This window comes from Thermosulfuriphilus ammonigenes (genome assembly GCF_011207455.1).
Classification (GTDB): Bacteria; Desulfobacterota; Thermodesulfobacteria; order Thermodesulfobacteriales; family ST65; genus Thermosulfuriphilus; species Thermosulfuriphilus ammonigenes.
In genome coordinates, this window is the sequence record NZ_CP048877.1 from 299,062 (window position 1) to 322,110 (window position 23,049).

Annotated in this window: 26 protein-coding genes, 3 tRNA genes and 1 pseudogene; 14 read left to right on the forward strand and 16 right to left on the reverse strand. The window is 53.5% G+C overall.

What is annotated here, in order from left to right; translation table 11 throughout:
• The first annotated feature begins 6 nt into the window (after window positions 1–6).
• The 4 genes from G4V39_RS01410 (at window position 7) to G4V39_RS01425 (ending at window position 1,668) form a co-directional block, all read left to right on the forward strand.
• The gene (locus G4V39_RS01410) at window positions 7–1,221 is read left to right on the forward strand and encodes a hypothetical protein (protein ID WP_166031233.1); all 1,215 of its coding nucleotides are present in this window, start codon (window positions 7–9) and stop codon (window positions 1,219–1,221) included.
• Between the two features lie 180 nt (window positions 1,222–1,401).
• Window positions 1,402–1,477 (forward strand) — tRNA-Lys (locus tag G4V39_RS01415).
• 17 nt (window positions 1,478–1,494) lie between these two features.
• Window positions 1,495–1,572 (forward strand) — tRNA-Glu (locus G4V39_RS01420).
• A 19-nt stretch (window positions 1,573–1,591) separates the two neighbouring features.
• Window positions 1,592–1,668, forward strand: a tRNA-Lys gene (locus G4V39_RS01425).
• 318 nt (window positions 1,669–1,986) lie between these two features.
• On the opposite strand, the gene G4V39_RS01430 is transcribed toward G4V39_RS01425, so the two are convergent.
• From G4V39_RS01430 to G4V39_RS01490, 14 genes and pseudogenes are all read right to left on the reverse strand, one after another.
• Complete coding sequence (locus G4V39_RS01430) at window positions 1,987–2,292, reverse strand: hypothetical protein (protein ID WP_166031234.1); 306 nt, start codon at window positions 2,290–2,292, stop codon at window positions 1,987–1,989.
• Window positions 2,292–2,675, reverse strand: coding sequence for a type II toxin-antitoxin system VapC family toxin (locus tag G4V39_RS01435; RefSeq protein ID WP_166031235.1), 384 nt, complete (start codon window positions 2,673–2,675; stop codon window positions 2,292–2,294). Before G4V39_RS01435 ends, G4V39_RS01430 begins: the two co-directional genes overlap by 1 nt.
• Complete coding sequence (locus G4V39_RS01440; protein WP_166031236.1) at window positions 2,656–2,907, reverse strand: type II toxin-antitoxin system Phd/YefM family antitoxin; 252 nt, start codon at window positions 2,905–2,907, stop codon at window positions 2,656–2,658. Before G4V39_RS01440 ends, G4V39_RS01435 begins: the two co-directional genes overlap by 20 nt.
• A gap of 56 nt (window positions 2,908–2,963) precedes the next feature.
• Window positions 2,964–3,323, reverse strand: a complete 360-nt coding sequence (locus G4V39_RS01445) for a hypothetical protein (RefSeq protein ID WP_166031237.1) — start codon at window positions 3,321–3,323, stop codon at window positions 2,964–2,966.
• Window positions 3,324–3,462: 139 nt separating this feature from the next.
• Complete coding sequence (locus G4V39_RS01450) at window positions 3,463–3,759, reverse strand: type II toxin-antitoxin system RelE/ParE family toxin (protein ID WP_166031238.1); 297 nt, start codon at window positions 3,757–3,759, stop codon at window positions 3,463–3,465.
• Complete coding sequence (locus G4V39_RS01455) at window positions 3,752–3,994, reverse strand: CopG family ribbon-helix-helix protein (protein ID WP_166031239.1); 243 nt, start codon at window positions 3,992–3,994, stop codon at window positions 3,752–3,754. Before G4V39_RS01455 ends, G4V39_RS01450 begins: the two co-directional genes overlap by 8 nt.
• A 36-nt stretch (window positions 3,995–4,030) precedes the next feature.
• A complete protein-coding gene (locus G4V39_RS01460) occupies window positions 4,031–4,216 on the reverse strand; it encodes a hypothetical protein (protein WP_166031240.1) in 186 nt (61 codons plus the stop codon).
• Window position 4,217: 1 nt separating this feature from the next.
• Entirely contained in the window at window positions 4,218–4,613 is a 396-nt protein-coding gene (locus G4V39_RS01465; protein ID WP_166031241.1) for a type II toxin-antitoxin system VapC family toxin, read from the reverse strand.
• Window positions 4,600–4,884 carry a FitA-like ribbon-helix-helix domain-containing protein gene (locus tag G4V39_RS01470; RefSeq protein WP_166031242.1) on the reverse strand — a complete coding sequence of 95 codons (285 nt, stop codon included), beginning with the start codon at window positions 4,882–4,884 and terminating at the stop codon, window positions 4,600–4,602. Before G4V39_RS01470 ends, G4V39_RS01465 begins: the two co-directional genes overlap by 14 nt.
• An 83-nt stretch (window positions 4,885–4,967) precedes the next feature.
• A complete protein-coding gene (locus G4V39_RS11425) occupies window positions 4,968–5,369 on the reverse strand; it encodes a protein NO VEIN domain-containing protein (protein WP_425505350.1) in 402 nt (133 codons plus the stop codon).
• A 4-nt stretch (window positions 5,370–5,373) separates the two neighbouring features.
• Window positions 5,374–7,946, reverse strand: a pseudogene (locus G4V39_RS01475) (DEAD/DEAH box helicase); the annotation flags it as partial.
• 46 nt (window positions 7,947–7,992) lie between these two features.
• Entirely contained in the window at window positions 7,993–8,715 is a 723-nt protein-coding gene (gene sfsA / locus G4V39_RS01480; protein WP_166031243.1) for a DNA/RNA nuclease SfsA, read from the reverse strand.
• Between the two features lie 45 nt (window positions 8,716–8,760).
• Entirely contained in the window at window positions 8,761–9,108 is a 348-nt protein-coding gene (locus G4V39_RS01485) for an IscA/HesB family protein (RefSeq protein ID WP_166031244.1), read from the reverse strand.
• Window positions 9,109–9,178: 70 nt separating this feature from the next.
• Window positions 9,179–9,718: a PepSY-associated TM helix domain-containing protein gene (locus G4V39_RS01490; RefSeq protein ID WP_166031245.1), complete on the reverse strand. Its 540-nt coding sequence runs from the start codon at window positions 9,716–9,718 to the stop codon at window positions 9,179–9,181.
• Between the two features lie 159 nt (window positions 9,719–9,877).
• Between G4V39_RS01490 and G4V39_RS01495 the strand changes: the two genes are divergently transcribed.
• The 9 genes from G4V39_RS01495 (at window position 9,878) to G4V39_RS01535 (ending at window position 20,953) form a co-directional block, all read left to right on the forward strand.
• Entirely contained in the window at window positions 9,878–13,411 is a 3,534-nt protein-coding gene (locus G4V39_RS01495; protein WP_166031246.1) for a molybdopterin-dependent oxidoreductase, read from the forward strand.
• Complete coding sequence (locus tag G4V39_RS01500; RefSeq protein WP_166031247.1) at window positions 13,408–14,430, forward strand: transglutaminase-like domain-containing protein; 1,023 nt, start codon at window positions 13,408–13,410, stop codon at window positions 14,428–14,430. Before G4V39_RS01495 ends, G4V39_RS01500 begins: the two co-directional genes overlap by 4 nt.
• A gap of 96 nt (window positions 14,431–14,526) precedes the next feature.
• Entirely contained in the window at window positions 14,527–15,375 is an 849-nt protein-coding gene (locus tag G4V39_RS01505; RefSeq protein WP_166031248.1) for a class I SAM-dependent DNA methyltransferase, read from the forward strand.
• Between the two features lie 133 nt (window positions 15,376–15,508).
• The gene (locus tag G4V39_RS01510) at window positions 15,509–17,335 is read left to right on the forward strand and encodes a TonB-dependent receptor plug domain-containing protein (protein ID WP_166031249.1); all 1,827 of its coding nucleotides are present in this window, start codon (window positions 15,509–15,511) and stop codon (window positions 17,333–17,335) included.
• Between the two features lie 28 nt (window positions 17,336–17,363).
• On the forward strand, window positions 17,364–18,149 hold the full coding sequence (locus G4V39_RS01515; RefSeq protein WP_166031250.1) for a DUF4198 domain-containing protein: 786 nt from the start codon (window positions 17,364–17,366) through the stop codon (window positions 18,147–18,149).
• Window positions 18,146–18,619: a carboxypeptidase-like regulatory domain-containing protein gene (locus G4V39_RS01520; protein WP_166031251.1), complete on the forward strand. Its 474-nt coding sequence runs from the start codon at window positions 18,146–18,148 to the stop codon at window positions 18,617–18,619. The genes G4V39_RS01515 and G4V39_RS01520 overlap by 4 nt, the downstream gene beginning before the upstream one ends.
• 68 nt (window positions 18,620–18,687) lie before the next feature.
• Window positions 18,688–19,713 (forward strand): TPM domain-containing protein, encoded by a 1,026-nt coding sequence (locus tag G4V39_RS01525; protein ID WP_166031252.1) that lies wholly within the window; start codon window positions 18,688–18,690, stop codon window positions 19,711–19,713.
• A gap of 92 nt (window positions 19,714–19,805) precedes the next feature.
• Complete coding sequence (locus G4V39_RS01530; protein ID WP_166031253.1) at window positions 19,806–20,231, forward strand: RrF2 family transcriptional regulator; 426 nt, start codon at window positions 19,806–19,808, stop codon at window positions 20,229–20,231.
• A gap of 35 nt (window positions 20,232–20,266) precedes the next feature.
• Entirely contained in the window at window positions 20,267–20,953 is a 687-nt protein-coding gene (locus tag G4V39_RS01535; RefSeq protein ID WP_166031254.1) for an NAD(P)/FAD-dependent oxidoreductase, read from the forward strand.
• A 52-nt stretch (window positions 20,954–21,005) separates the two neighbouring features.
• On the opposite strand, the gene G4V39_RS01540 is transcribed toward G4V39_RS01535, so the two are convergent.
• Window positions 21,006–21,251, reverse strand: coding sequence for a hypothetical protein (locus G4V39_RS01540; RefSeq protein WP_166031255.1), 246 nt, complete (start codon window positions 21,249–21,251; stop codon window positions 21,006–21,008).
• 185 nt (window positions 21,252–21,436) lie between these two features.
• Between G4V39_RS01540 and G4V39_RS01545 the strand changes: the two genes are divergently transcribed.
• Window positions 21,437–21,949: a hypothetical protein gene (locus G4V39_RS01545; RefSeq protein WP_166031256.1), complete on the forward strand. Its 513-nt coding sequence runs from the start codon at window positions 21,437–21,439 to the stop codon at window positions 21,947–21,949.
• On the opposite strand, the gene G4V39_RS01550 is transcribed toward G4V39_RS01545, so the two are convergent.
• The gene (locus G4V39_RS01550; protein WP_210412150.1) at window positions 21,943–23,004 is read right to left on the reverse strand and encodes a deoxyguanosinetriphosphate triphosphohydrolase; all 1,062 of its coding nucleotides are present in this window, start codon (window positions 23,002–23,004) and stop codon (window positions 21,943–21,945) included. The two genes, G4V39_RS01545 and G4V39_RS01550, sit on opposite strands and share 7 nt — an antisense overlap.
• Between the last annotated feature and the right edge of the window lie 45 nt (window positions 23,005–23,049).

Consider the following 23,049-nt stretch of genomic DNA (forward strand, 5'->3'; position numbering starts at 1 on the left):
TAAAGGATGACAATCGTCGAATATATCCAAAGCGTCCGTGACCCTATGGGGCTACCCTTCTACCCGCTTGTCTTCCAGATCCTCATGGTCCTTACCTTTGCCCTTCATATTATCTTCGTCAATTTGGTCATAGGAGGGGTGACCCTGGCCCTCTGGGGAGAGATCAAAGGAGGCCCCTACCCCAAAAGGCTCTCCCGGGCCATGGCTCGGGCCGCCACGGTTAACCTTTCCTTGGCCATTGTCCTGGCGGTGGCTCCCCTTTTGTTTGTCCAGACCCTCTATGATCCTTTCTGGTACACGGCCAATATAATGTCGGCCCGATGGGTATGGACATTTCTTATAGCTGTCATCGTGGCCTTTTATTCTATCTATGCCTTTTATCTGAGAGGAGCAGAAAGAGGGAAAAATCCCCTCTGGTTGATTTTGGCCTTAGCTGCCCTGACAACAGCGGCGATAATCATCCACGCCCTCACCATAGAACAGCTTAAGCCGGAGTTCTGGCGAGAATGGATGGTTAGGGAGAGGTGGGTGAACACCCAAGGAGATCTCCTCAAGGCCTTTGATCTCCCTCGCCTACTTCACTTTGTGTTCTCCTCCTGGGCCGTGACCGGTATCTTTCTCATGTTCTACGCTCGCTACTTTCAGCGGCGCCCAGATTATGACTCCAACTACCTTAAATGGGTAGCCACCCTGGGTGGCAAACAGGCCCTTTTCTTCTCTGCCATTTCCGCAGGGACAGGAATAGCCTGGCTTATGGAAGAACCAGCTGCCCTCCTCTCAAACCCTATTTTCTGGACAGCCCTTTTTCTAGCGATGGCCCTTCTGGCAATCCTTATCTCCGCCCAAAGCGACCCCCTCCGATATGTCTATCCTGTCGGGGTGGTGGGGCTGTTGACCGTCTTCTTCATGGCCTTCAGCCGGGAGGCTCTCCGGGAATATCACCTGGCCAGGGTGGGCTACAGCATCTTTGACTACAGGCTCAATATAGACTGGGGAAGCACCGCTTTGTTTTTGGCCACCTTTATCTTGGGCCTGGTCATCTTGGCCTATCCGATTTTGGTGGCCTACAAGGCCGGCCAGAGAAAAAATCCTCACCGGCCAGCCGATCTCAGAGGTCTTGAACCCTTGGGACGACTGGCTACGATCCTTCCGGTAGTCTGGCTGGGAGCCGTAGTGTTGTTAGGACTTTATATCTCTATAAGAAATGGAACTCTCTTTTAAAGTCAGCCGGCAAGCATCAATTTGGGGGCCAAATGGGAGATGCACAAAGGGATCTAAAACATGGCTTTCCGGCAGCCGTTAAGTGTAGTTTACCTCCAAGAACATATCAGTTATATTCTTAACAAATGGCCGCTTGGCTTGACAGTCAGAAGGCCGCATGTTAGTTTTCTCGCGCTCTCTGGGTCGGTAACTCAGCTGGCAGAGTATCGGCCTTTTAAGCCGAGAGTCGCAGGTTCGAATCCTGCCCGACCCACCACAATTTGTTTTTAAGGTGTCCCCGTCGTCTAGCCAGGTCCAGGACACCGGCCTTTCACGCCGGCAACAGGGGTTCAAATCCCCTCGGGGACGCCAGCAAATCTGGTCTTAAGGTGGGCCGCTAGCTCAATTTGGCAGAGCAATGGACTCTTAATCCATAGGTTGGAGGTTCGAGTCCTCCGCGGCCCACCAAATCTTCGTCTTCTTCAAGGCTTACAAGTCACGCTAATTGAGACCACTTCTCAATAAGAGTTCTGATGACTATCCCCTCATTCCCTTGACTGTTCATTGCAACTCAAAATTGGAAAAATTGCAGTCTAAACTTAGACAGTTGCAGGATAAGTTTGGACTAGTTCACAAATAACGGGATTTGACGGGACTTGGTGAGACTTTGCGGGACGTTGAAAATCAAAGGGTTCGGAGGGGCATGGGTGTTTTCGCAGGATAACTTTAGACTGTTTCGCAAGGGGCTACCCGAAGCCTGGAAAGGCTGCGGCCAGAAAGATTGATTTAGTTTTTGGCTTTTAAGCTGGGGAGGGTCTCCCTGCTTGCCGATGCCTCGCGAACAATCTCCGCCGCCTGCTCTTCGCCGTAAGTAATATTCAGCGCCTCAAAGACTCTGGCCGCAAGGTCGTACGGGTGGCCTTCATCAAGGGCGGCGATGCCGTGAGGCACGGAAAGCGCTCTCAGCCTCTCCGCGATCTCATCTGCAAACCTCCCGCGGCCAAGGGCCCCGGAAACACCGGGCCTGAATCTCCCCAGCACAATTCCCACCGCGTAGCTTATCCACCTTTTTGCCAGTTCCTGACGGTCCATCACCAGACTCCTATCAGCTTCACCCCGTATTTTTCAAACTTCCTGTCCGCGGTGATAATTACAAGGTCCTCGGCCAGGGCCTGGGCGATGAGCATCCGGTCAAAAGGGTCACGGTGGTGCCCGGGAAGTTTTAACACCCGGTCACCGTGATAAAGGTATACGGGGAGCTCAAGGAAACCCCTCTCTTCAACGATACGGGCTATGTCATCCGGGGCCTTAAGCTTTCCCAGGCTCTTTTTGATGGCTATCTCCCAGCTGGTAACTGCACTCACGAAGACCGGATTGGACGGGTCGGCGATGATCTTTCTGGCCTTCGGGGTGAGCCGGGGGCTATCTATCAAACACCATAGAAAAATCTGCGTATCAAGAAGATAACCTTTCACCCTGGCCCTCAAAAAGCTTCACTATCTCCTCATCGGTTTCGTCAAAATCAGGCGGGATGTAGATCTGGTTCTCGTAGCCCCCAAAGGGCCTCGGCTCAAGATGCGGCCTGTAGGGGACAAGCTTGGCCACCGGTTTCCCGGCCTTGGCGATAATTATTTCCTCCCCGGCCAAGACTTCCTTTATAAGCTTTGAAAGCTTGCTTTTGGCCTCGTGCATGTTAACCAGACGCATAACTCTCTACCTTTTAGCTAAGTTTAGCTAAGTTTAATCTATTCTTTCCCCCTCCTTCAACCCCCCAGCTCCTCCTCAATCGCCCGGCGGTCTTCTTCGGAGATTTCGTAAAGGCGATAGACCTCTTCGTCTATCTGGCGCTTTATTTCGGCAAGCTCGGTGTGGCGCCTAGCGACCGCCTCTACCCCATCCGGCCAGTCCGGCGGAGCGATGAAGTCCCAGGTGGTCTCGTCCTCTTCGGCGTCTTTACGGACAAGTTCTATGGCCTTTTCTACCAGCTCACGCAGGCGCTCGCTTGATTTTCGGAGAATGGGCAGGCGGGCGGCAAACTTGGCTAAATTTTTGGTTTTGGAAGCCTTTTTAGGCTTTTCCCTAAAACGAGCCTTAAGCCCTTCTCGGAGAATCTCCTCTATCAAAGAAGATTAAAGTACGATTCTCCCTTTCGGTCCAGACACTGAGTTCTTGAGCTAAAAGGGGATCTATGGAGATAGAAAGTTTGGCCTGCAAATGATCCTTTTGCTTTTTCATTTTTAATTTTTTTAATTTTATGTTTTTTTACTCTCCCTCAGGTGGCCATTTTCTGGCGCCGTGAAGCACCCTTAAGATCTCTACCCTACGGCCCTTGACTCTGTAAACCAGAATGAAAGGAAGACCTGAAATGGCAAGCTCGCGCGTTCCAGGTACTCGGTCAAGGCGTCCCATGGCGGGATGATCTCGAAGATTTAGAGCCACCTCATAAACCCTTTGCACTACTTTTTGCGCCGCGGTGGGATTGTCCTTAGCAATGTAGGAAGAAATCTCGTCCAAGTCTCTCAAAGCAAGGCGCAGCCACTTGAGGGAGGCCTTAGACATCTACTCCCCACTTGAGAAAAAACTCGCGTACTTCCTCTTCGGTGGCGAAATTGCCAGCCTCGGCTTCCTGAACACCCTCAAGAATTGCCTCTATCTGCCAGGCGTTACGCTCTACATAATTTTGGAGGGCTTCGCGCACAATGTGGGCCAGGCTACGCCTTGTAACCTTGGAAAGACGATCCAAAGATTCTTTAAGCTCTGGTTCTATTCTGGCTCCAACTAAAACCTTTTTCATGTTTACAAGTGTAGCAAATAGAAAAACTTTGACAAGCTAAAGGGGCTCCATCCCTAGGCTCCAAAGCTTTCCCCAATCATAGTTTATGCTGATGACCGCAAAATCCGGCTCTTTGCGGAAAGGGCGCCATACATAACGTATCCGGCATTGGGAGAGCACCTCTTCCGGAAACTCCGTGGCCTCTCCCTCAAGCTCAAGCCCTTCTAGACGAAACTTAACCATTTTATTCCGCCCAATTTTCCAATTTTAACCCCTCTATGCGGCCAAAATGTCTAACATTATTGGTAACCAAAGTTAAATTGTAGCATAGGGCGGTAGCGGCCAGAATCAAATCGAAATCGTCAAGGGGCAGGCCTTCCCTTTCCAGTCCGGCTTTGAGATCTCCAAAGGTTTCGGCAATTTCAGGGCCCACGGGGATAATTTCAAAGACCTCTTCTATGGCTCGGATTCTTGCCAGATTGGCCCGCACTTTCTGCGATTTGTAGGCTCCGTAATAAAGTTCCATTAAAGTTGCCGCACTCAGGGCCATGGGATCATCACGATGAGCTTCAAGATGGGCTAAGACGGGAGGAATGCCTTTTAAGGCATAGATCACTATGTTCGTGTCAAGAAGATACATTTAAGCCCTTCTCGAATTTTCGTGACGGTTTCCGAGACGCTTTTAACTCTTCAATTATGGCCTCGGCCGGTCTTTCGTCCTCCCAGGAGCCTGCAAGCTCAAGCAAAAGAGCTCCGGGGGTTTTAGCTTTTGAAAGCCTCTTTTCTTTAGCGAGATATTCCTTAAGCATAATAAGAACTTGCTGGGATAACGAACGCCCTTTCTCTTTGGCTAGAAGCTTCAGGGCCTCGTAAAAATCGTCATCAACGCCTTTAACTTGAAGATTAGCCATACATACCTCTCATGAATGCGCATGAATTTTCATGAAAATTTATATCATATGGTTATTGGAACGGTCAAGGAGGGGCTCCACCCCTAGGCTCCAAAGCTTTCCCCAATCATAATTGACGCTGATGACCGCAAAATCCGGCTCCTTAAGGAAAGGGCGCCATACATAACGTATCCGGCATTGGGAGAGCAGCTCTTCCGGAAACTCCGTGGCCTCTCCCTCAAGCTCAAGCTGAAACCTTCTAGACGAGGGACTTCTACCAAAGCCAGGCCCCAATCATCCGGCTTATTGAAGGCACAGAGAATTTCGTTGCGGGTGATGGTCACCGTAGGGGCGCCGGAAACCCGGCCCTTGACCTCAATGAAGCGCAATTTTTCTCTCCCGCCATCCAGGTGAATAACGGACTCTATGTCATAGCCAAGATTTTCTCGGCTAGCGTCAACGGGATCATGGCCGAGCCGGCGCTCAAGGGCCATGACCGCGGCCATGGCCACCGGGATCTTTCTCGTCAACCAAAATGGCGCCTTGTTTCAGGAGGTCCTGGTAGCGTTCCAGAATAAGATTGATCACCGTATCAAGGAGAGGGTGGCCCGGAGCGACAAAGTCTGCGGTGGGCTTTCCGGGGACCTGGCGCAGTTCTTTTTCAAAGCAGATGCGCTCATAACTGCGCAGGATGTGGTCGGAAAACCCCAGACGCCTTCCTCTTTCCCGGATGATGGCTGGCACATAGCGAAGCTGGTAACGCCCGGGCTCCCGCTCCACGATGGTTCCGCCAAGGTGTTTGAAGGCCGCTTTGAAAAAGGCGGCAATAAAATGAGGCTGAAGCCGAAGGGCCTCCATGCGCTCCATCATCTTCTTGATGGCAAAGACCTGGACCACGTCCATGATCTCGTGGGCCAGCGCCTTCTCTTCGATAAGGGCTTGTAAACGACGGTGATCCAAAGCCCCTTCCACTTTCTCTCTGAGGCGGGCGCGCACCTCGGGTGTATCTCCATACCGGATGGCTTCTATGATAAGCTGGCGAAGCTCTTTGCCGTCTATGGCCTTGCCTAAGACATCAAAGACCGCGCCCCCCAAAGTCTTGCTTCCTGCTCAAGCTTTTTAAGAAGGGTCAGATAAACGTCTCCCTCTCTGGTCTCCTCGGCCACCAGGTTCCATAGATGGCATACTTCGGTTTGACCGATCCGGTGAATGCGGCCAAACCACTGCTCTATGCGGTTGGGATTCCAAGGGAGATCGTAGTTGATCATCAAATGGGCACGCTGGAGGTTGATACCTTCTCCAGCGGCATCTGTGGCCACCAGGATGGACACTTCTTCGTTTTGGATAAATTGCTCCTGAACAAAGCACCGCTGGTCGCGTCTCATTCCGCCGTGGATGGTGACGACAGCTTCCGGACGACCAAGTAAAGTCCGAATGCGGGAGGCCAGGTAATTCAGAGTGTCACGATGTTCGGTGAAGATGACAAGCTTGCGGCGTCGGCCATGACGATCAAACATGATTTCTTTTTCCTGAAGGAGCTTTGAGAGCTCTTCCCACTTTCGGTCAACACCGCTTGCGCGCACGGCAAGGGCCAGCTTTTCAAGGCGCTTCAAGGTCTCTATTTCACTGCGCAATTCTTCAATGGTCTGAGCCGCCGTGGCCTGATCTATTATTTCCTCTTCCAGAGCTTCCATTTCTTCGGCCGGAAGATCCTGGAGATCTTCCACTTCCTCTTCGGTAAAGGAAATCTCTTTCGTTTCCTTGGGGAGGGAAACAAGGGAACCACGGTAAAGCACTTCGGCTTCACGCAGGCGAGATTCTAAGCGCTCCCGGCGTCTTTTGAGGGATTGATAGATAGCCTCAGGTGATGAAGCCAGTCGCCTTTGGAGGATGGTCAGCGCAAAACCTACGGTGCCTTTGCGATTCGGGTCCTTAAGCCTTTCCACGCGGTTAAACTCATCCCGCACATAGGCCGTTACCTCTTCATAGAGCTTGGCTTCAAGGTCATATTCATATCTCCTTAACCTCCCATCCCTTGTAGTTACCTCTTCATAGAGCTTGGCTTCAAGGTCAGAAAGCTCGTAGGTGACGGTATAGGCCCTTCGTTCGGGGAAAAGACGGGTACCGTCGAATTTGAGAAGCTCCTCTTTGAGCATCCGGCGCATTAGATCAGAAACATCCGTATCGTGTACGCCGGGCCGATAACGGCCTTCAAACCGGTCCGGGTCAAGCAGGGCCATAAAGAGCTGAAAGTCTTCCTCTTTGCCGTTGTGGGGAGTAGCAGTCATTAAAAGGAAATGGCGAGTGATCTGTGAGAGGCGCTGTCCCAAGCGATAACGTTTGGTATATTTGACCTCGCCTCCAAAATAGGTGGCGGACATTTTGTGTGCTTCATCCACCACGATCAGGTCCCAATCTACCTGGGCGAGTTTTTCCTGAAGGTCTTCGTTTCGGGCAAGTTTGTCGAGACGGGCGATCACCAGAGGCATTTCCTGGAAAACGTTGCCGGTGCGGGCCGATTCAATGCGATCATTGGTGAGGAGCTCAAAGGGCAATTGAAAACGCTGCCAAAGTTCGTCTTGCCATTGTTCAGCAAGATTGCCCGGGCAGACGATAAGGCAACGCTGAAGGTCGCCACGGATCATCAATTCTTTGATGTAAAGCCCGGCCATGATGGTTTTTCCGGCCCCAGGGTCATCCGCCAGGAGAAAGCGCAGGGGCTGGCGGGGCAGCATCTTTTCGTAAACCGCAGTGATCTGGTGAGGAAGAGGGTCAATCATCGAGGTGTGCACGGCAAGGTAAGGGTCAAAGAGGTAAGCCAGACGAATGCGCTTGGCCTCGGAAACAAGCCTCAAAAGCTCCCCGTCGGCCTCAAAACTCCAGGGCTGCCCTTCGGTAACCAGCTCAAGCCGTTCTTCATCGCTTCGGAAAAGGAGCTGGTTCCCTACCCGACCGGAGGCGTCTTTGTAGGTGAGTTCAATGGCATCGGTTCCATACCACTGAACACTAACTACCGTGACGTCCTGTCCAGGAAGGACACCCCGAATGGTGGCTCCTTGCTTAAGATCCTCAAGCCTGGCCACTGGATCCTCTCATCCCTCGTAAGCCTGCCATCAATATAAAAGAGCACTAGCATAAAACCAAAGGAAGGAGGCCCCGGTAAAGAAGGATACCCTCGTGGGGTTGGTACTCAAGCAAGAATGGATAGACCCCTACTCCGCAGGATACAGCCTCTTTGAGAAGATCCGCAAAGTGAGGGTCAACTTCTCGATAAGGGGCAAATCGCCGGGCCTCGGGCCGAAAAACAAGAAAAAAGACTGCCGCTCCCTCGCCCTCCTCTTTTAAAGAGATGAGTTCCCTGAGGTGTCCTGCTCCGCGGGCGGTGGGGGCATCTGGAAAGAGGGCTAGATCTCCGCGGGCCAAAGTGCAGCCTTTTACCTCTAACCAGATCCGGGATCCCGTTTCAGCCGTGAGGAGAAAGTCCAGCCGGTGTCGGCCCCTTCTTGGTTCGGCAAGCCTTTCTGCTGGCCCAAAGGGGTTTGTCAGGCTATGGGCAAGGAGCATCTCCGCTATCTGGCGGTGAAGACCGGAGTGGACCAAAACCCAATGATCATTTTTTCGGACAGCGATAAGATCCCAGGCTGTCTTTCGGAGCCGAGGATTTCGGGCCCGGCGGAGAAGGACCTCCCTTTCGGGAATAAGAAGATCCGGAAGCCGACCCGGGTCATGGACATGAACTTCAACTGGCCCTTTTTCCTTGCCCCCCCTGATCTTTACCCGGGCTAAAAATCGATTGGGCCTCTCTAGAAAGACTCCCGTAGCGTCAGGAAGAATAAAAGGGAATTTGACCACGGAAGGAAGTTGGGGGGCCAGGGTTTCCCCTGCCCCCCTTGATCGCTAACAGCAACCACCGGCCCCACAGGAGCTACCACACCCGGAGGCCAGTTCCTTTTCTGAGGAGATAGAAAAACCGCTGCCCCCGCAACCACAACCGCAGGAGTCGTCGGCCTCGATGAAATCCACCTTGATCTGGCCGGTGTGGTCTAAAAGAGAATCGTTGACGACAAAGGTAAGACCGTCTATCTCAAACTCCTTGTCTCCAGGACGGCTCTCATCCAAGACAAGCCCCAAAGAAGGCCCCATGCATCCACCACCCATAAGGGTGACCCGAATGCAGCCGGAGACCTTATTGGCACTGATGAATTCCTTGATCTTGCTGATGGCTGTAGGTGTCACTTGAAGCATTCCTTACTCCTCCTTAAGGACCTAAAAATTAAAGGGGTTATTATACTTACGGCCACCAAAATGTCTAGATTTAAAGAAAAAAGAGAGAAAGCAAAAGGACAAGCCCTCCCATAAGGAGGAGAAACCAGTCGGCCCGCCGGAGAGGAAGAAGGAAGAGCCCGGTAAGGGCCAGGATAGCCATCATTAAGGCCAGGGCGTCGGCCAGAAAAACCCACCAGAATGAAAAGCCAGAGGCCCGATGCAGATCATTTAGGCGGGAGATCACCGGCCAGGGGGATTTTTCTATTATCTCCATTTTTCCTCGAAGGGGATCAATGACATAAGTCACCTTTCCATGGGTTCCATAAAGGAACTCAATTAAGCCATCGCCCCTGATACGGATCACCCGAGGGCTATCCGAACGACCAATCTGCTGACGATAAAAATCAATAAATTCTTTAATGGAAGAGTCATCGTGGGGAGCCACACTCTTGAGAGTGCGATATTTGTGGAGGAAGTAGCCAAAATCCCGGCGATGATTAAGAAGAACCCCTGTCAAACAGTAAAAGAGAAGAGGGAAGAGAAGGAAGAAACCAGACCAACGGTGGAGTTTAAGAAACCATCTTTTCATAACCGTCCTAAGATACAGAAGCCTCCAGGGGCTGCAAGCCGCCCCGAGACCCAAAAACACTAACTTCTTCAATTCAATAGCTTTATTCTATTGATGGTATCTGCCCAATTTATAATTTCTATTGGACGCCTCCCCAAAGACTCGCCTATAAAGGCGAGCATGACCACGAGACGAGATTTTCTGAAGATTGCCGGGCTTTTGGTAATTTTAGGGCCGGATCTGGCAGATGGCAGGATGCGGGCCGGAGAGGGCTCCCTGAGAAGGCCGGCGCTCATTATCGATCAGACCAGGTGTCTTGGGTGTCAGGCCTGTGCCGTTGCCTGCTACAATCAGGCCCCGGGGGCCTATCGCTTACGGCTGGCCTTAAAGGAAGAAGGAGGCTATCCCCAGGTAAGGCCGGTCTTTGAGCATCTTGTCTGTCGTCAGTGCCGTCAACCCTTATGCCTGCCGGCCTGCCCCCAGGGGGCCCTTGAAAAAAGGGCCGGCGTTGTGGTGGTTAATGAGAAACGCTGTCGAGGTCTGGGCCACTGTCTTAAGGCCTGTCCTTATCCAGGGGGGCTAATCATAAGGGGCAGGAGGGCCCGGAAATGTTCTCTCTGTCTTGATCTGGTAGGTCAGGGTCTTGTTCCGGCCTGTGTCGAGGTCTGCCCCTCGGGAGCCCGGATATTTGGTGATCTCCTCAATCCCTCAGGGGCTTTACTCGGCCTTCTGGCCAACAAAGACGTCGCCCGGGCCCTGGCTGATCACCTCCAGATAAAGATCCCTCAGGGCCGGTTTTCGCCAAAGATCTACTCCCTGTGGCCCAAACACCAAAGGCGCGATCTTCCCCTTGGTGGTCATCACCGTCTGGTCCATACCGTCTGTTTGGCCTGCAATGCCCGGTGTGGTCTCAGAGTCTGGGCCGCTGGAGAGAGGGTGGTCAAGGTTGAGGGTAACCCATACCATCCTTACAACCGTCGAGGTCGGCCCATTGACTACCACACTCCCCTTAAAGAAGCCCTTCGGGAGACGGCCAGCACCTGTGGCAAACCCCAGTGTGATCAGGATTACCTAGAAAATCCTTATCGGCTCCGGGTTCCCCTTAAACGCAACGGGCCTCGGGGTTCGGGGCGCTTTGTACCCATCTCCTGGGAGCAGCTCATCCGCGAAGTGGCCGAAGGGGGGCGGCTCTTTGCCCACCTTGGGGAAGATCGCCATGTTCCTGGCTTAAGAGAGGTACTCAGCGACGAGCCAATTTCCCCACGAGCCCCCGAACTTGGGCCGCGTCGGAACCAGCTGGTCTGGATTACGGGACGTTCTCAGGCCGGTCGGAAGCACTTTATCAAACGTTTCGTTTGTCAGGCTGTGGGATCAACCAACTATATCGGCCACACCGACATCTGTGGTCTGGGGTTTCGTATGGGAAACTGGGCCTTTACCGGCCAGAAGGAGGTAGAGCTTAAGGCCGATCTCTGGAATGCTCGCTATATTCTCATCTTTGGCTCCAACATTTATGCCGCCCTTCAGCCGGGGGTCAACACCGCCGGGGCCACCCTGGCCGAAAGGGCGGCCAAGGGAGATCTCAAGTATGTAATTATCGACCCCCGGGCCCATGAGGCCGTGTCCCAGGCCCACCTTTGGTTACCGGTGCGGCCCGGGAAAGACGGAGCCCTGGCCATGGGGATCATGCACGTTCTCCTCAAAGAGGGGCTCTATGACCGGGAGTTCCTCTCTCTGGCAAACCAAAGAGCCGCCGCTAAAAAGGGGCGTAATGTCTTTAGCAATGCCACTTATTTGGTGATCACCAGCCCGGGGCACCCGGCCTGGGGGCGCTTCATAAGGGCCAAAGATATCGCCCCGCCCCCGGGAAATGAGAATGACCCGCTGGTGGTCTCGGCCTCCGGAAGGGTGGTTCCGGCCAGCCAAACTGACCGTGGCCTTCTTGAGTGGCAGGGAGAGATAACCCTTAAGGACGGCTCGCGGGTAAAGGTCAAGACAGCCTTTTCTATCCTCAAAGAGGAGGTCCTCTCCCGGAGTCTTTCTTTCTATGCCCGAGAGTCTGGGGTGGCCGCTTCAAAGATTCGCCAGGTGGCCCGGGAGTTTGCAGAGCATGCTCCTCAGAGTGCGGCTTTTGCCTACCACGGCGGGGGAAATTACGTTGGAGGCACCTACGCCAGCTACGCCATTGCCCTTCTTAATGCCCTGGTGGGCAACATCAACCTTCGGGGCGGCTATCTTCCGGCCGGCGGGGGTGCTGGCCCCTGGCGGAAGGGTCGATATGATCTCCGAAGCTTTCCCGGAGCCATAAGACCTCAAGGGGTAAAGATCTCCAGGGAGCGGGCCGCTTATGAGAAAAGTCGCGAATTCAAAGAGAAGGGGTATCCCTCTAAGCTGCCCTGGTTTGCCTTTACCAAGGGAGGGCTTTCTGCTTCGGCCATGGCCGGCATTGAGGCCCGGTATCCTTACCCTATAAAGATTCTCTTTACCTACTTCTTTAATCCCGTCTACAGCATTCCCGGGGGGAAACGCTTTGAGGAGACCCTAGCCAGCCCGGAAAAGGTCCCTCTTCACGTTTCTATTGACGTAACCATCAACGAGAGCAACATCTACGCCGACTATATTGTCCCTGATGTTACCTATCTTGAAGGACACTATGGGTTTCTGACCCCTCACGCCCCGGGCCAGAAATTTACCGCTGTGAGGACGCCGGTGGTGGCTGCCCGCACGGGCCAAACGGACGATGGTCGTCCCTTCTGTCTGGAGACCTTCCTCATTGACTTGGCCGAATACCTGAAACTTCCGGGCTTTGGGCCCCGAGCCATTGCCGACTCCAGGGGAGGGCTCCATCCCCTACACCAGGCCGAAGACTTCTACCTCCGGGGAGTGGTCAATCTGGCCGAGGGTCTGGGAATCCCCCCGGCCTCTCCTGAGGAGAGGGCCTACGTGGAGGCCAATTATCCTGTGGCTGCCCACCGCCGGATACTCAGCTCCGAAGAGTGGGCACGGTGTTGCAGTATTTTGGCCCGCGGTGGGGTCTTTTTGCCCCCGGAGGCTGCCTTCGATGAAGGGGGCAATCTCAAAAGGGGCATTCCCCAGGTCTTTATCTGGAACGAAGATCTGGCCACCAGCCGCAACAGCTTAAATGGCAAACCCTTCTGGGGAACAGCCAGATATCAGTCGGCCCATCTGGCTGATGGCCGCCTGGTGGAGGAGGTTGATGCCTCCTATCCTCTGGTCCTTATCACCCACAAACTGGCCCTTCACACCCAGTCCCGAACCATCTGTTATCGCCGGGCCCTTGAACTTTTACCTGAGCCCAGAGTCCTCCTTAACCCTCAAGACGCCCGGGGGCTTAAATCCGGGCAATGGGTGAGGTTGATCTCGGCCTCAAATCCTCGGGGCCTTAAGGCCCGGGTGGAGCTCTCCGAGAGGGTTCGCCCCGGGTGTCTGGTCGTGCCCCATCATTTCGGCCACTGGCAACACGGGGCCTCGGAGCTTGAGATTGAACGCGGCCAGGAGGCCCTCCTGGGGGGCAAAGACCTGGTCTTCGGCTCAAAGGTAAGGGCTGACAAGAGCCGGGCTCGGGGGATAAGCCCCAATCTGCTGGCCAGGTTAGATGAAACCCTTGATAATCTTCCCTTGGTTGATCCGCTGGGAGGGATCCCTGACTTCAGCAGCACGCGGGTGGCCATTTTAAAGGAGGAAAGGCCATGAGGACGGTGATCTTCATCTTGGTGGCCCTTCTCTGGAGCCTTCCGGCCTGGTCTGCAGGCCTCCAGAGGGGGGAGGTCACCTGGGTTTTTCGACCCCAGGCTGATCCCGGGGCCAAAGAGGCCAGGCTCTGGATCCCCTATCCTCCGACGACGAAGTATCAGCGAATCAGCCGCCCGGAGATCTTTGGTAACTTTGCCTACCATGGGGTCTTAAACGACGTGCGGGGCAATCTGATCATCTACGCTGAGTGGGATCTCAGCAAAACTCGCTCCCCGGAGATGAAGGTCCGTTACCTGGTAGAAAGAAAGGAGATCCACCCCCAGGATCTCCCCCAGGGGACGGCCCCCTGGAATCCGGTCCACTTTGCTCCCTATCTTCAGCTTGACTCAGAGCTTGAGGGGCTCTCAGGGCTGGCCGCCCAGATAACCCGGGGGAAGACAACCCCCTTGGCCAAGGCCCGGGCCATCTATGACTGGGTGGTGGAAAACATGCGCCGGGACCCCAAGGTCAGGGGTTGTGGCCGGGGAGATGTTTCTCGTCTAATTAAGGTAAAAGCCGGCAAGTGCGCCGATATCAGCTCGGTCTTCGTGGCCCTTTGCCGGGCCGCCGGCCTACCGGCCCGGGAGGTCCTCGGCCTGAGACTCGGTGGAAAGGAAGAGGCGGAAATCACCAGCTGGCAGCATTGCTGGGCCGAATTTTTCCTGCCGGGCTACGGCTGGGTCCCGGTGGATCCAGCCGATGTCCTTAAAGCCCTTCTCATCAAAAAAACCAACCTCTCTGACCCAGAGATCGTTCGGTTAAGGGAATATTTTTTTGGAGGTCTCGATCCCTTTCGTCATCAGCTGGCCATCGGACGGCGGCTGAATCTAAACCCTCCCCCTGAAGAGCCTCCCAGGACTTTCTTCATGTACCCTCATCTGGAGATAGACGGCCAGGCCAAAGACCCCCTTGACCCCAAAGGCTTCGCCTATCAGATCTACTTTCGCCCCCTTGTCTCTGAGGAACCCCTGGCCAGATAAGCTACTCTTGCCTGAAGGATATTTTCAGGGCAGGTAACATCTATTTAAGATAAATAAAATCTTGTGTTACTAAATTTAATTTGATATTAAGAATTCATGTCTTTCGCGGATCTTCTTAGCTCTGACTTCTGGAAGAGCTACACTGGAGAGGCGGCCGAGTGGTCGGTGGTGCGAAGGGGGTTTGAATCCCATCGCTGGGACGTTATCGCTGACAGTTACCAGGATTTTGTTCGTTCCACCAGCTACGGAGAGACCGTCAAAAGGGTTGTCTCCATCCTCCAGGCCAAAGGGGTTCTGGGGCCGGATAAGACGGTCCTGGATGTGGCCTCTGGCCCGGGAACTTTCGCTTTGTTGATGGCCCCCATGGTGTCCCGGGTCACTTGTATCGACATCTCCCCGGCCATGATTAAGGAGCTTGAAGCAGAGCTCAAAAAGCGCAGGCTCACCAATGTCCGGAGTATCTGCCAGGATTGGTTTACCTACGAGTCTGAAGAGGACTTTGACCTGGTCTTCTGCGGCATGAGCCCTATTCTCGATGATCTCAGGGCCCTTGACCTAATGCTTAAACGTTCTCGTCGTTATTTAGCCCTGCTTTACTGGGCCGGCCCCTATGAAAACGACCTCTTTCTCCGTCTGTACCGGGAGGCCACCGGGGAGGAGTTGCGCTGGTTTTCGGCCAACGCCGTGGCCCTCTTTAATTATCTTTACGGCCTGGGCTACCTTCCGGAGATCAGCTTCTTTAAGCAGACTTGGGAGCTAGAGCTACCGATAGAGGAAGAGGTCTCTTATCTTCTCTGGTGTTTGAGCTTCTATAAGGAGCCCTCTCCCCTTGATGCCCAGATTGCCCACCGCCTCGTCCAGGAAAAGGCCTCAGAAAAAGGGCTTATCAAAGACGTAACCCGCACCAAACTGGCCTTTATTTTCTTAGACAAGAAGGCCGACTAACCCCACCCCAGGGGCCCATTCCTCAGCAAAATTTTTTTAAAAAAAAGTGGTAGCACTTTTTTTATTTTTTTGTTATTTAGGGAGGCCACTTGGTGTTATAAATTTTAAAAACATAGCAAAAAGGAGGTTTTCCATGCGCTTTCTTTGGTTGTTGGTTGCCCTTTTTCTCCTTCTTCCTGGCTCCTCTCTGGCCCAAGAAGAGGGCGAGAGTCTGGGAGAGATCGTGGTCACTGCCACCAGAACCCCCCATCGTCTTAAAGATGTCCCGATAGAGACCGAAGTCATCGATCGTCGTCAGATCGAAGACTCAAACGCCCTCACCATAAGCGACCTTCTTCGCTATAGCCCGGGACTCTTCATCCGGGCCGAAGACCTTCCCGGCATCTCGGCCTGGCGCTCCCGGATAAGGGGGCTTGACCTCAATAGCGGCTACGGCCTTATCCTCGTCGATGGCCAGAGGGTTAAGGGAGGGGGCATGGGAGAGTATGGCTACGGACTCAACCAGATCCCCTTAGAGCTCATCGAACGAATAGAAATCGTCAAAGGCCCGGGATCTGTCCTCTACGGTAGCGATGCCGTGGTGGGGGTTGTAAACATCATCACCCGGCCCACTCCCAGCAAGACCTTTCTCACGGCCTCGGGGCTTTACGGAAGCTACAAAACCAAGATGGTCAACCTCACCGGAGGAGGCCCGGTAGGTAATAATTCTGGAATCCTGCTAAGCCTTGACCGGGAGGAAGCAGATCGACGCAAGTATGGTGGCCCGGGAGATGAATATCAGCGGGATCACTTCTGGGCCAAAGCCAGTCACCAAATAAATAAAGATACCCTGGTTGACCTGACCTTTAAGTGGGAAGAGCGCGACCGTCTTTACGCTGACGAAGAAAAGCTGCGTCTCTCCCCTGCCCTGACCTGGGACCTTAAAGGCGACCTCCGGCTCCGCCTATCCGGATATCTCTATAAGTGGGATTTCCATCATTTCACCCCCGGGTACACCGAACGCAAGGGGAACATGACCTATCGTCAGGGTGAGTTTCTTCTAAGCGGCCCGCTGGGAAGACACCTTCTCACCCTGGGAGGGGAGTTCCTGGAGGAGTCTCTGGATTACAACCTGGCTGAGAAGACCATCGATACCAAAAGTCTTTTTATTCAGGACGAGCTGGAGGCCCTTGAAGAAAGGCTGAGTCTGGTAGCCGGAGTGCGCTACGATGACCACTCCGTTTTCGGGAGCGAAATCAACCCCCGAGTGGCGGCCATGTGGCGTTTCGGTAAGACCGGAAGACTTAGGGCCTCTGTTGGTCGTTCATTTAAATCACCCACTGTCCGTCAGCTCTACTATCGAGAGCCCTTCCTACACGGAAGCTATTACATAAAGTCAAACCCTAACCTTGATCCTGAGACTTCCTGGGGCTTCAGCCTGGGGGTGGAGGGAGTGATAGCCTCCGGGATCTGGACCTCGGCTACCCTGTTCCGTCATGACGTAGAGGATATGGTCGTAAGGGTGGAGACCAACGAGAGCATCGGAGGAATACCCGTAAGAACGTATGAAAATGTCCAGGAGGCTTACACCGAGGGCCTGGAACTAGCCCTGAAGATAGTGCCTACAGCGGCCAGCGAGATCAATCTCAGCTACACCTTCCTGGAGACAGAGAACAAAGACACCGGAAAGGATCTGCCTTACAGCCCCCGTCACTCTCTGGCTGTGCGTTTGGGCTACCAAGGCCCCTGGGGTCTGAAGACTTTAGTCGGAGTCCAGTTTGTGGACCGGGTCTATAGCAACACCACCAACACCAAAAAGATCGACTCTTACTGGCTGACTGAGGCCAAAATCATAAAGAACTTTGGCAAAGGCTGGGAGATTTTTATGGAAGTGGACAACCTTTTTGAGACCAGCTACGGCGAACCATCCAGAGATTGGGCCGGAAGGAGCGTTTTTGTGGGGACGAAAATGAGATTCTAAAAAAGCAAAATTAACAAGGAGGTTGGAAATGAGACACCTGATAACCTTTTGTCTTTTAATCTTCTCGGTGACCGCCTTGCCCCCGGTAGCCGAGGCCCATTTCATGTGGCTAAACCCTCGTACCTATGCCTTTATGCCTGGAGAATCCCTCCAGATGACCCTGGGATGGGGGCATTCCTTTCCTGGCCAGGGGGGTGACTTTCTGCCTCAAGAAAGGCTTAAAGAGGCCTTTGCCCTCTCTCCTTCGGGGCAAAAGATTTCCCTGTCAGCCTCAAAGATCCCCATCATCTTTCGCGCCCAGACAGCCTTCGAGGAGGAGGGAAGCTATTTATTGGCCGCCCAGCGTAAGGCAGGATTCTTTACCAAGACGACCTCCGGTTACAAGCGACAACCCAAAAAGGGCCTTAAGGGGGTCATTGAATGTAAGTTCTCCAGAGGATATGCCAAGGCCATTGTCAGCGTAGGAAAGGCTGGCGGGCAGGTTTACCGAAAGGTTCTCGGTCACGAGCTAGAGATAGTACCCCTTAAGGACCCTAACATCCTCCGGCCGGGAGACTACCTTCCCATACAGGTAACCTTTAAGGGAAAGCCCCTGGCCAAACATTTTGTCTATGCCACCTACGCCGGTTTCTCTCCCACGGGGGAAACAGACTTTGCCTACGCCACTGAAACCGACTCCCAGGGTCGGGCCCAGATTCGGCTTGATCGTCGCGGAGTCTGGCTAATAGTGGTCCGTTACCTGACACACTATCCTGATTCTCGGGTGTGCGATCTCTACAAGGTGGTCTCTACCTTGACCTTTGAACTCCGATGATAGCTCTCAGAAGGGTCCGGCCGAAAGGTGGCCGGACCCTAATAGCCTTAATTCTGCTGGGAAGTATCCTTCAGGCCTCTCCGCTATGGGGTCACCGGGTGGGGTCCCGGGTAATTCAAGGCGGAGTGGGACTTGAGGCCTTCTACGGTGACGGCTCTCCCATGGCCTACTGTCAGGTGGAGGTTTTCCGCCAAGGGGACAAACTCCCCTTTCAAACCGGGGCCACTGACAAAAATGGCCGTTTCCTCTTCTTTCCTGATCCACCGGGTAGCTACCAAATAGTCATCAGCGACGGTCAGGGACACCGACTGGAGAGAACCATAGCCACCGGAAGGAAGAGCCAGCCCCAGCCCGGAGAAGAGACCTCAAAGAATCAACTAAAACCTGCTCTCCTGGATATTCTCAGGGCTGGATCAGGCCTGGTCTTGATTTTGATCTTTTATTTCGTGCTTAAGAGATATCTCAAGTAGTCTTTTCTCTGATCCTCCTTTGGGGCCGATCAAATCTAAAAGGCCTAAAGGGCCCAAAGGAGGAAAAAATGTTGCGAATCACCATTGCCAGCCTGCTTATAGTCATCCTTCTTTCCTGTGGTCGAGAAGCCTCCCGGCCCGGAGTGCTCGACGAAGCCGGCCTTCTTAGCAAAGAGGAAAAGAAGCGCATCGGCCGCATACAAGAGGTCCTCCTCAGGGATCTGGATATAGAGCTAAGGACCGTTGTTCTCAAAAAGAGGGCCCCGGATATAGATCTTCTGGCTGTCCAGATCTTTGAAAAAGAGGCCCTCGGCTCAAGGACCAAGGGCGCCAGGGGCATACTTCTCCTGATTGACCCAGCCGGAGAAAAGGTTCGGCTGGAGATAGGCTATGATCTTGAGCCCATCCTTACTGATGTCTTCGTGGGGTATATCGAACGCAAACAGATGGTTCCCTTCTTTACCTCCGGCAAGATAGGACCAGGAATAGAGGCCACCGTAGAGCTTATCGCCGCTAAACTTCTTGAGGCCATAAATGAAGGGGACTATCAGCCCGAGGCCTCCCCGGAAAACCGCCCTGAATACCTCTCCGGAGGAGGAGGGGCCAAGGCCTCCCTGAGGGTGAATCAGCCTCTAAAGACCCCTGAATCACCCAATCTCAGGGACCTCTTCGGCCCCCAACCAACCCCCTTAGCCGCCCTTGAAAAATACAAGCAGGTCCTCAAACTCCACATAAAGGCCGCTGACCTCGGGCTCTATACCCCAGAGACCCAGAGGTTTTTTCGTCAGTGGCTGGTAACCGACGCCCAGCAGGAAAATGCCTTAAAGTCTCTTCTAAAGGCCCCGCCGGCTGAGGTCATCATCCTTGGAGACCGTGCTGTCATCCGCTTTCCGGTGGAACAAAGGGAATATCCCCCCTATTTTCTCCGCCGAGGCCAGCAAGGTTGGATGCTCGACTTTGCTACCATGAACCGGGCCATTCAGTTTAACCACCTTAATCAATGGCACTTTCGCACCCTAGAACACCCTTATATGTTTGGCTTTAAAGATTTGATCTTTGATGATAACGGCTTTCCCCATAAACCAAGCCGCTAATTAAAATTTTCTCTAATCAAAAAAAATTCTTGACACCCCGCAAATAAACAGGTATTAAAGATCCTAAATATTATTAAGGATGAAACCTTAAAATGAACAACATCATCAGGCTATCCGAAGCCGCCTCTCTGGCCCTGCACGCTATGGCCTTTCTGGCCTCTCGGGAGGGAAGGCCCACCCGGGTAAAGGAGATAGCTAGCAGCCTGGGGGTCTCTGAATCCCACTTGGCCAAGGTTCTCCAGCGCCTGGGGCGCCAGGGGCTACTAAAGTCCACCCGGGGGCCCAAGGGAGGATTCATCTTAGGACGGCCAGCCGAAGAAATTCGGCTTCTGGAGATATATGAGGCTATCGAAGGGCCACTGCTGCCAGAAAAATGTCTTTTTGAGACCCCTATCTGCGATGGCCTCTACTGTATTTGGGGAGGGTTGCTGGAGGAAATCACCAAAGTGGCCCGAAACTATCTGGCCCAGACAAAACTGATAGAAACCAAAAGGGTCTTTGAGAAGAAGGCCCAATAAAAACAAAAGACAAAAAACAGAGAAGGAGGTTCATTATGCTCAAGGACGGAGAAAAGGGTGCGGTGCTTCAGCGAGACAAGACCACCTACGCCATTGTTCCCCACGTGCCTCTGGGAGTGGTCACCCCGGAGTTTCTGCGGAAGATCGCCGACATCGCCGAAAAGTATGGGGCCAAGGCCCTCAAGCTGACCAGTGCCGACCGGATTGCCATTGTCGGCGTCGCCGAAGAAGACATAGATCGCATCTGGGAGGAGCTAGGAGTCAACCCTGGCGCTGCAGTAGGAGCCTGTGTCCGGAGCATCAAGGTCTGTCCCGGCACAACCTTCTGCCGCCTGGGGCAGCAGGATTCCCTGGGTCTGGGGGCTGAACTTGATCGCCGTTATCACGGCTATAATCTGCCGGCCAAATTCAAAATCGGCGTGGCCGGTTGCCCCAACCAGTGTTCGGAGACCTGCATCAAGGATCTGGGGTTCATCGGCAAAGGCAAGGGCTGGACAGTAACGGTTGGCGGATGCGGCGGTGCCCGGCCGCGTCTGGCCCAGACCCTTATCGAAGGGGTTTCCACTGAAGAGGCCCTGGAGATCGCCGATCGGATCATCAAATTTTATGAAAAACACGCCAAAAAAATGGACCGGCTAGGACGACTCATTGACCGCATAGGCTTCGAGGAGTTCAAGAAGGCCATTCTGGGAGAAGAGGCCGGAGAGAAAAAGGTAGCCTAAAATAATAAAGGGGGGGATCTCCCCCCTTTATTATTTTAAAGAAAGTGTTTGGTTATTTTCTTTGGGAGAGAAAATCGATGATCTCCTTACGCTCATCTGAGGTAAGTTCTGCCCCGTGTCGGATCATCCGATCGATGGTCTGCTCCCACCAGGCACGCCCCTGGCGAGCCTTATAAATACGCTCTGTGGTATGACAGATGGTGCAGCGTTTTTTGATCAAGGCCTCAACCTCTCTGTTCTCCCCCGGACCACGATCGCAGGCCCAGAGAAAGATAGAAGCAAGCAGAAAAACAGCCATCAACAATCTCCTCATACAGAACCTCTCTCGAAAAGTATTTATTAAAAGATTTTAATTATTCTAAATCAGTCCGAACAGGCTTCAATTAAAATCTTCAACCTCAACCCAAGACCTCGCAAAGCCGACCAGATGGGCTACAATTAGGAAACCCCAAGACCGGAAAGCCTTGATCTAAGGAGTAGCTCATGGGGGCCATTGTTCGACTCATTTACGCCATTGTCCTTACTGTCTGGGTCCTTCACCCTAGCCGGGGGTTTTACGCCTATGCCGGGGCCATCATCTCTACCCTCTCCTGGCTTATCTTTCTTCAGAGACGAGCTGAAGAACAGATCCGCCCCTTTGAACCCCGGCTTAAAAGAGAACTCTCCGAAGAAGATCTCTCCAGGCTCAAACAATACGGGGCCTTTTTCCTGTGGCCCCATATCTGTCGGGCCTTTTCTTATTCCTGTAGTTTTTTTGTCTATGGGGCCTACCTAGCCGCCATTCTCTTTGTCCTCAGGCACTATTACCTTCAGACCGTAGTAGCTATTCTGGGAACATTCCCCATGGAGTGGGCTGCCAGACAGTTTCATCCCATCCGCCACATAAATTCCAAAGCCAAGAGGAAACCGGCCCGCTATCGAGCCCTTAAGGAATCTCTTGAACGAGTGGCCGAATTTATGCGCACCCGCTGGTCCGAAGTAATCTCCCATCAGTAGACCAGCCAGGGCCGGGGGATGAAGAGCTCCTTGTAGAGGTTAAGGGCATAACGGTCGGTCATTCCGGAGATAAAATCGCAGGCAATACGATGACGCGAAGTCTCCGGCCCATAAAGGGTGGCCTCCTTTTCCCAGATGTTCTCCTGGGCCAGAAAATATTCATAAAGCTCACGCAGGAGTTTTTCGGCCTTGATAAATTCGGCATGAACGGTGGGAGATTCATAGACATTCTCGAAGAGAAAATCCCTCAAGGCCTCCATGGCCTCAAGGACTGCCGGATCAAGATGAAGCCGGCCATCGTCGGCCTCTTTGGTCTTTTCAACCAGAGAACGAACCATGGTTCCGATACGCTGGGAATGACGGCTCCCTAAGATCTTAAGGCACCAGCGGGGGATATCATCCATGGTAATCACCCCCGCCCTGAGAGCGTCATCCAGATCATGATTGATGTAGGCAATTATATCGGCCACCCGCACCACCTGGCCCTCCAGGGTTGCCGGCCCATCTTCTGGTCCGGGAATAATACTGGCCCGGCCCTTGGAGTGTTTGAGGATTCCATCCCTTACCTCCCAGGTGAGGTTTAGCCCCCGGCCGTTTTTCTCCAGAAACTCCACTACCCGAAGCGACTGCTCATAATGGCGAAAGCCGCCAGGATGAAGATCATCAAGGACCTTCTCTCCGGCATGTCCAAAGGGTGTGTGGCCCAGATCATGGCCGAGAGCGATAGCCTCCGTTAAGTCTTCATTAAGCCTTAAGGCCCGGGCGATGGTCCGGGAGATCTGGGCCACCTCCAGGGTGTGGGTCAACCGGGTACGGTAATGGTCTCCGGTAGGAGAGAGAAAGACCTGGGTCTTGTGTTTAAGGCGTCTGAAGGCCTTGGAATGAATAATGCGGTCACGATCACGCTGAAAGGCCGTTCTCAGAGGGCACTCGGCCTCAGCCCTCTGGCGCCCTCGACTTCGAGAAGACAGAGCGGCATAGGGCGAAAGCGTTTTCTCCTCAAGCTCTTCCAGGTAGCCCCTGAGATTCATATCCTGGTCTGCTCTCTCTCTCATCTGCCGCCGCTTGTCAAGGCCTTGGGCCCCCTGTAGCATTGTCTT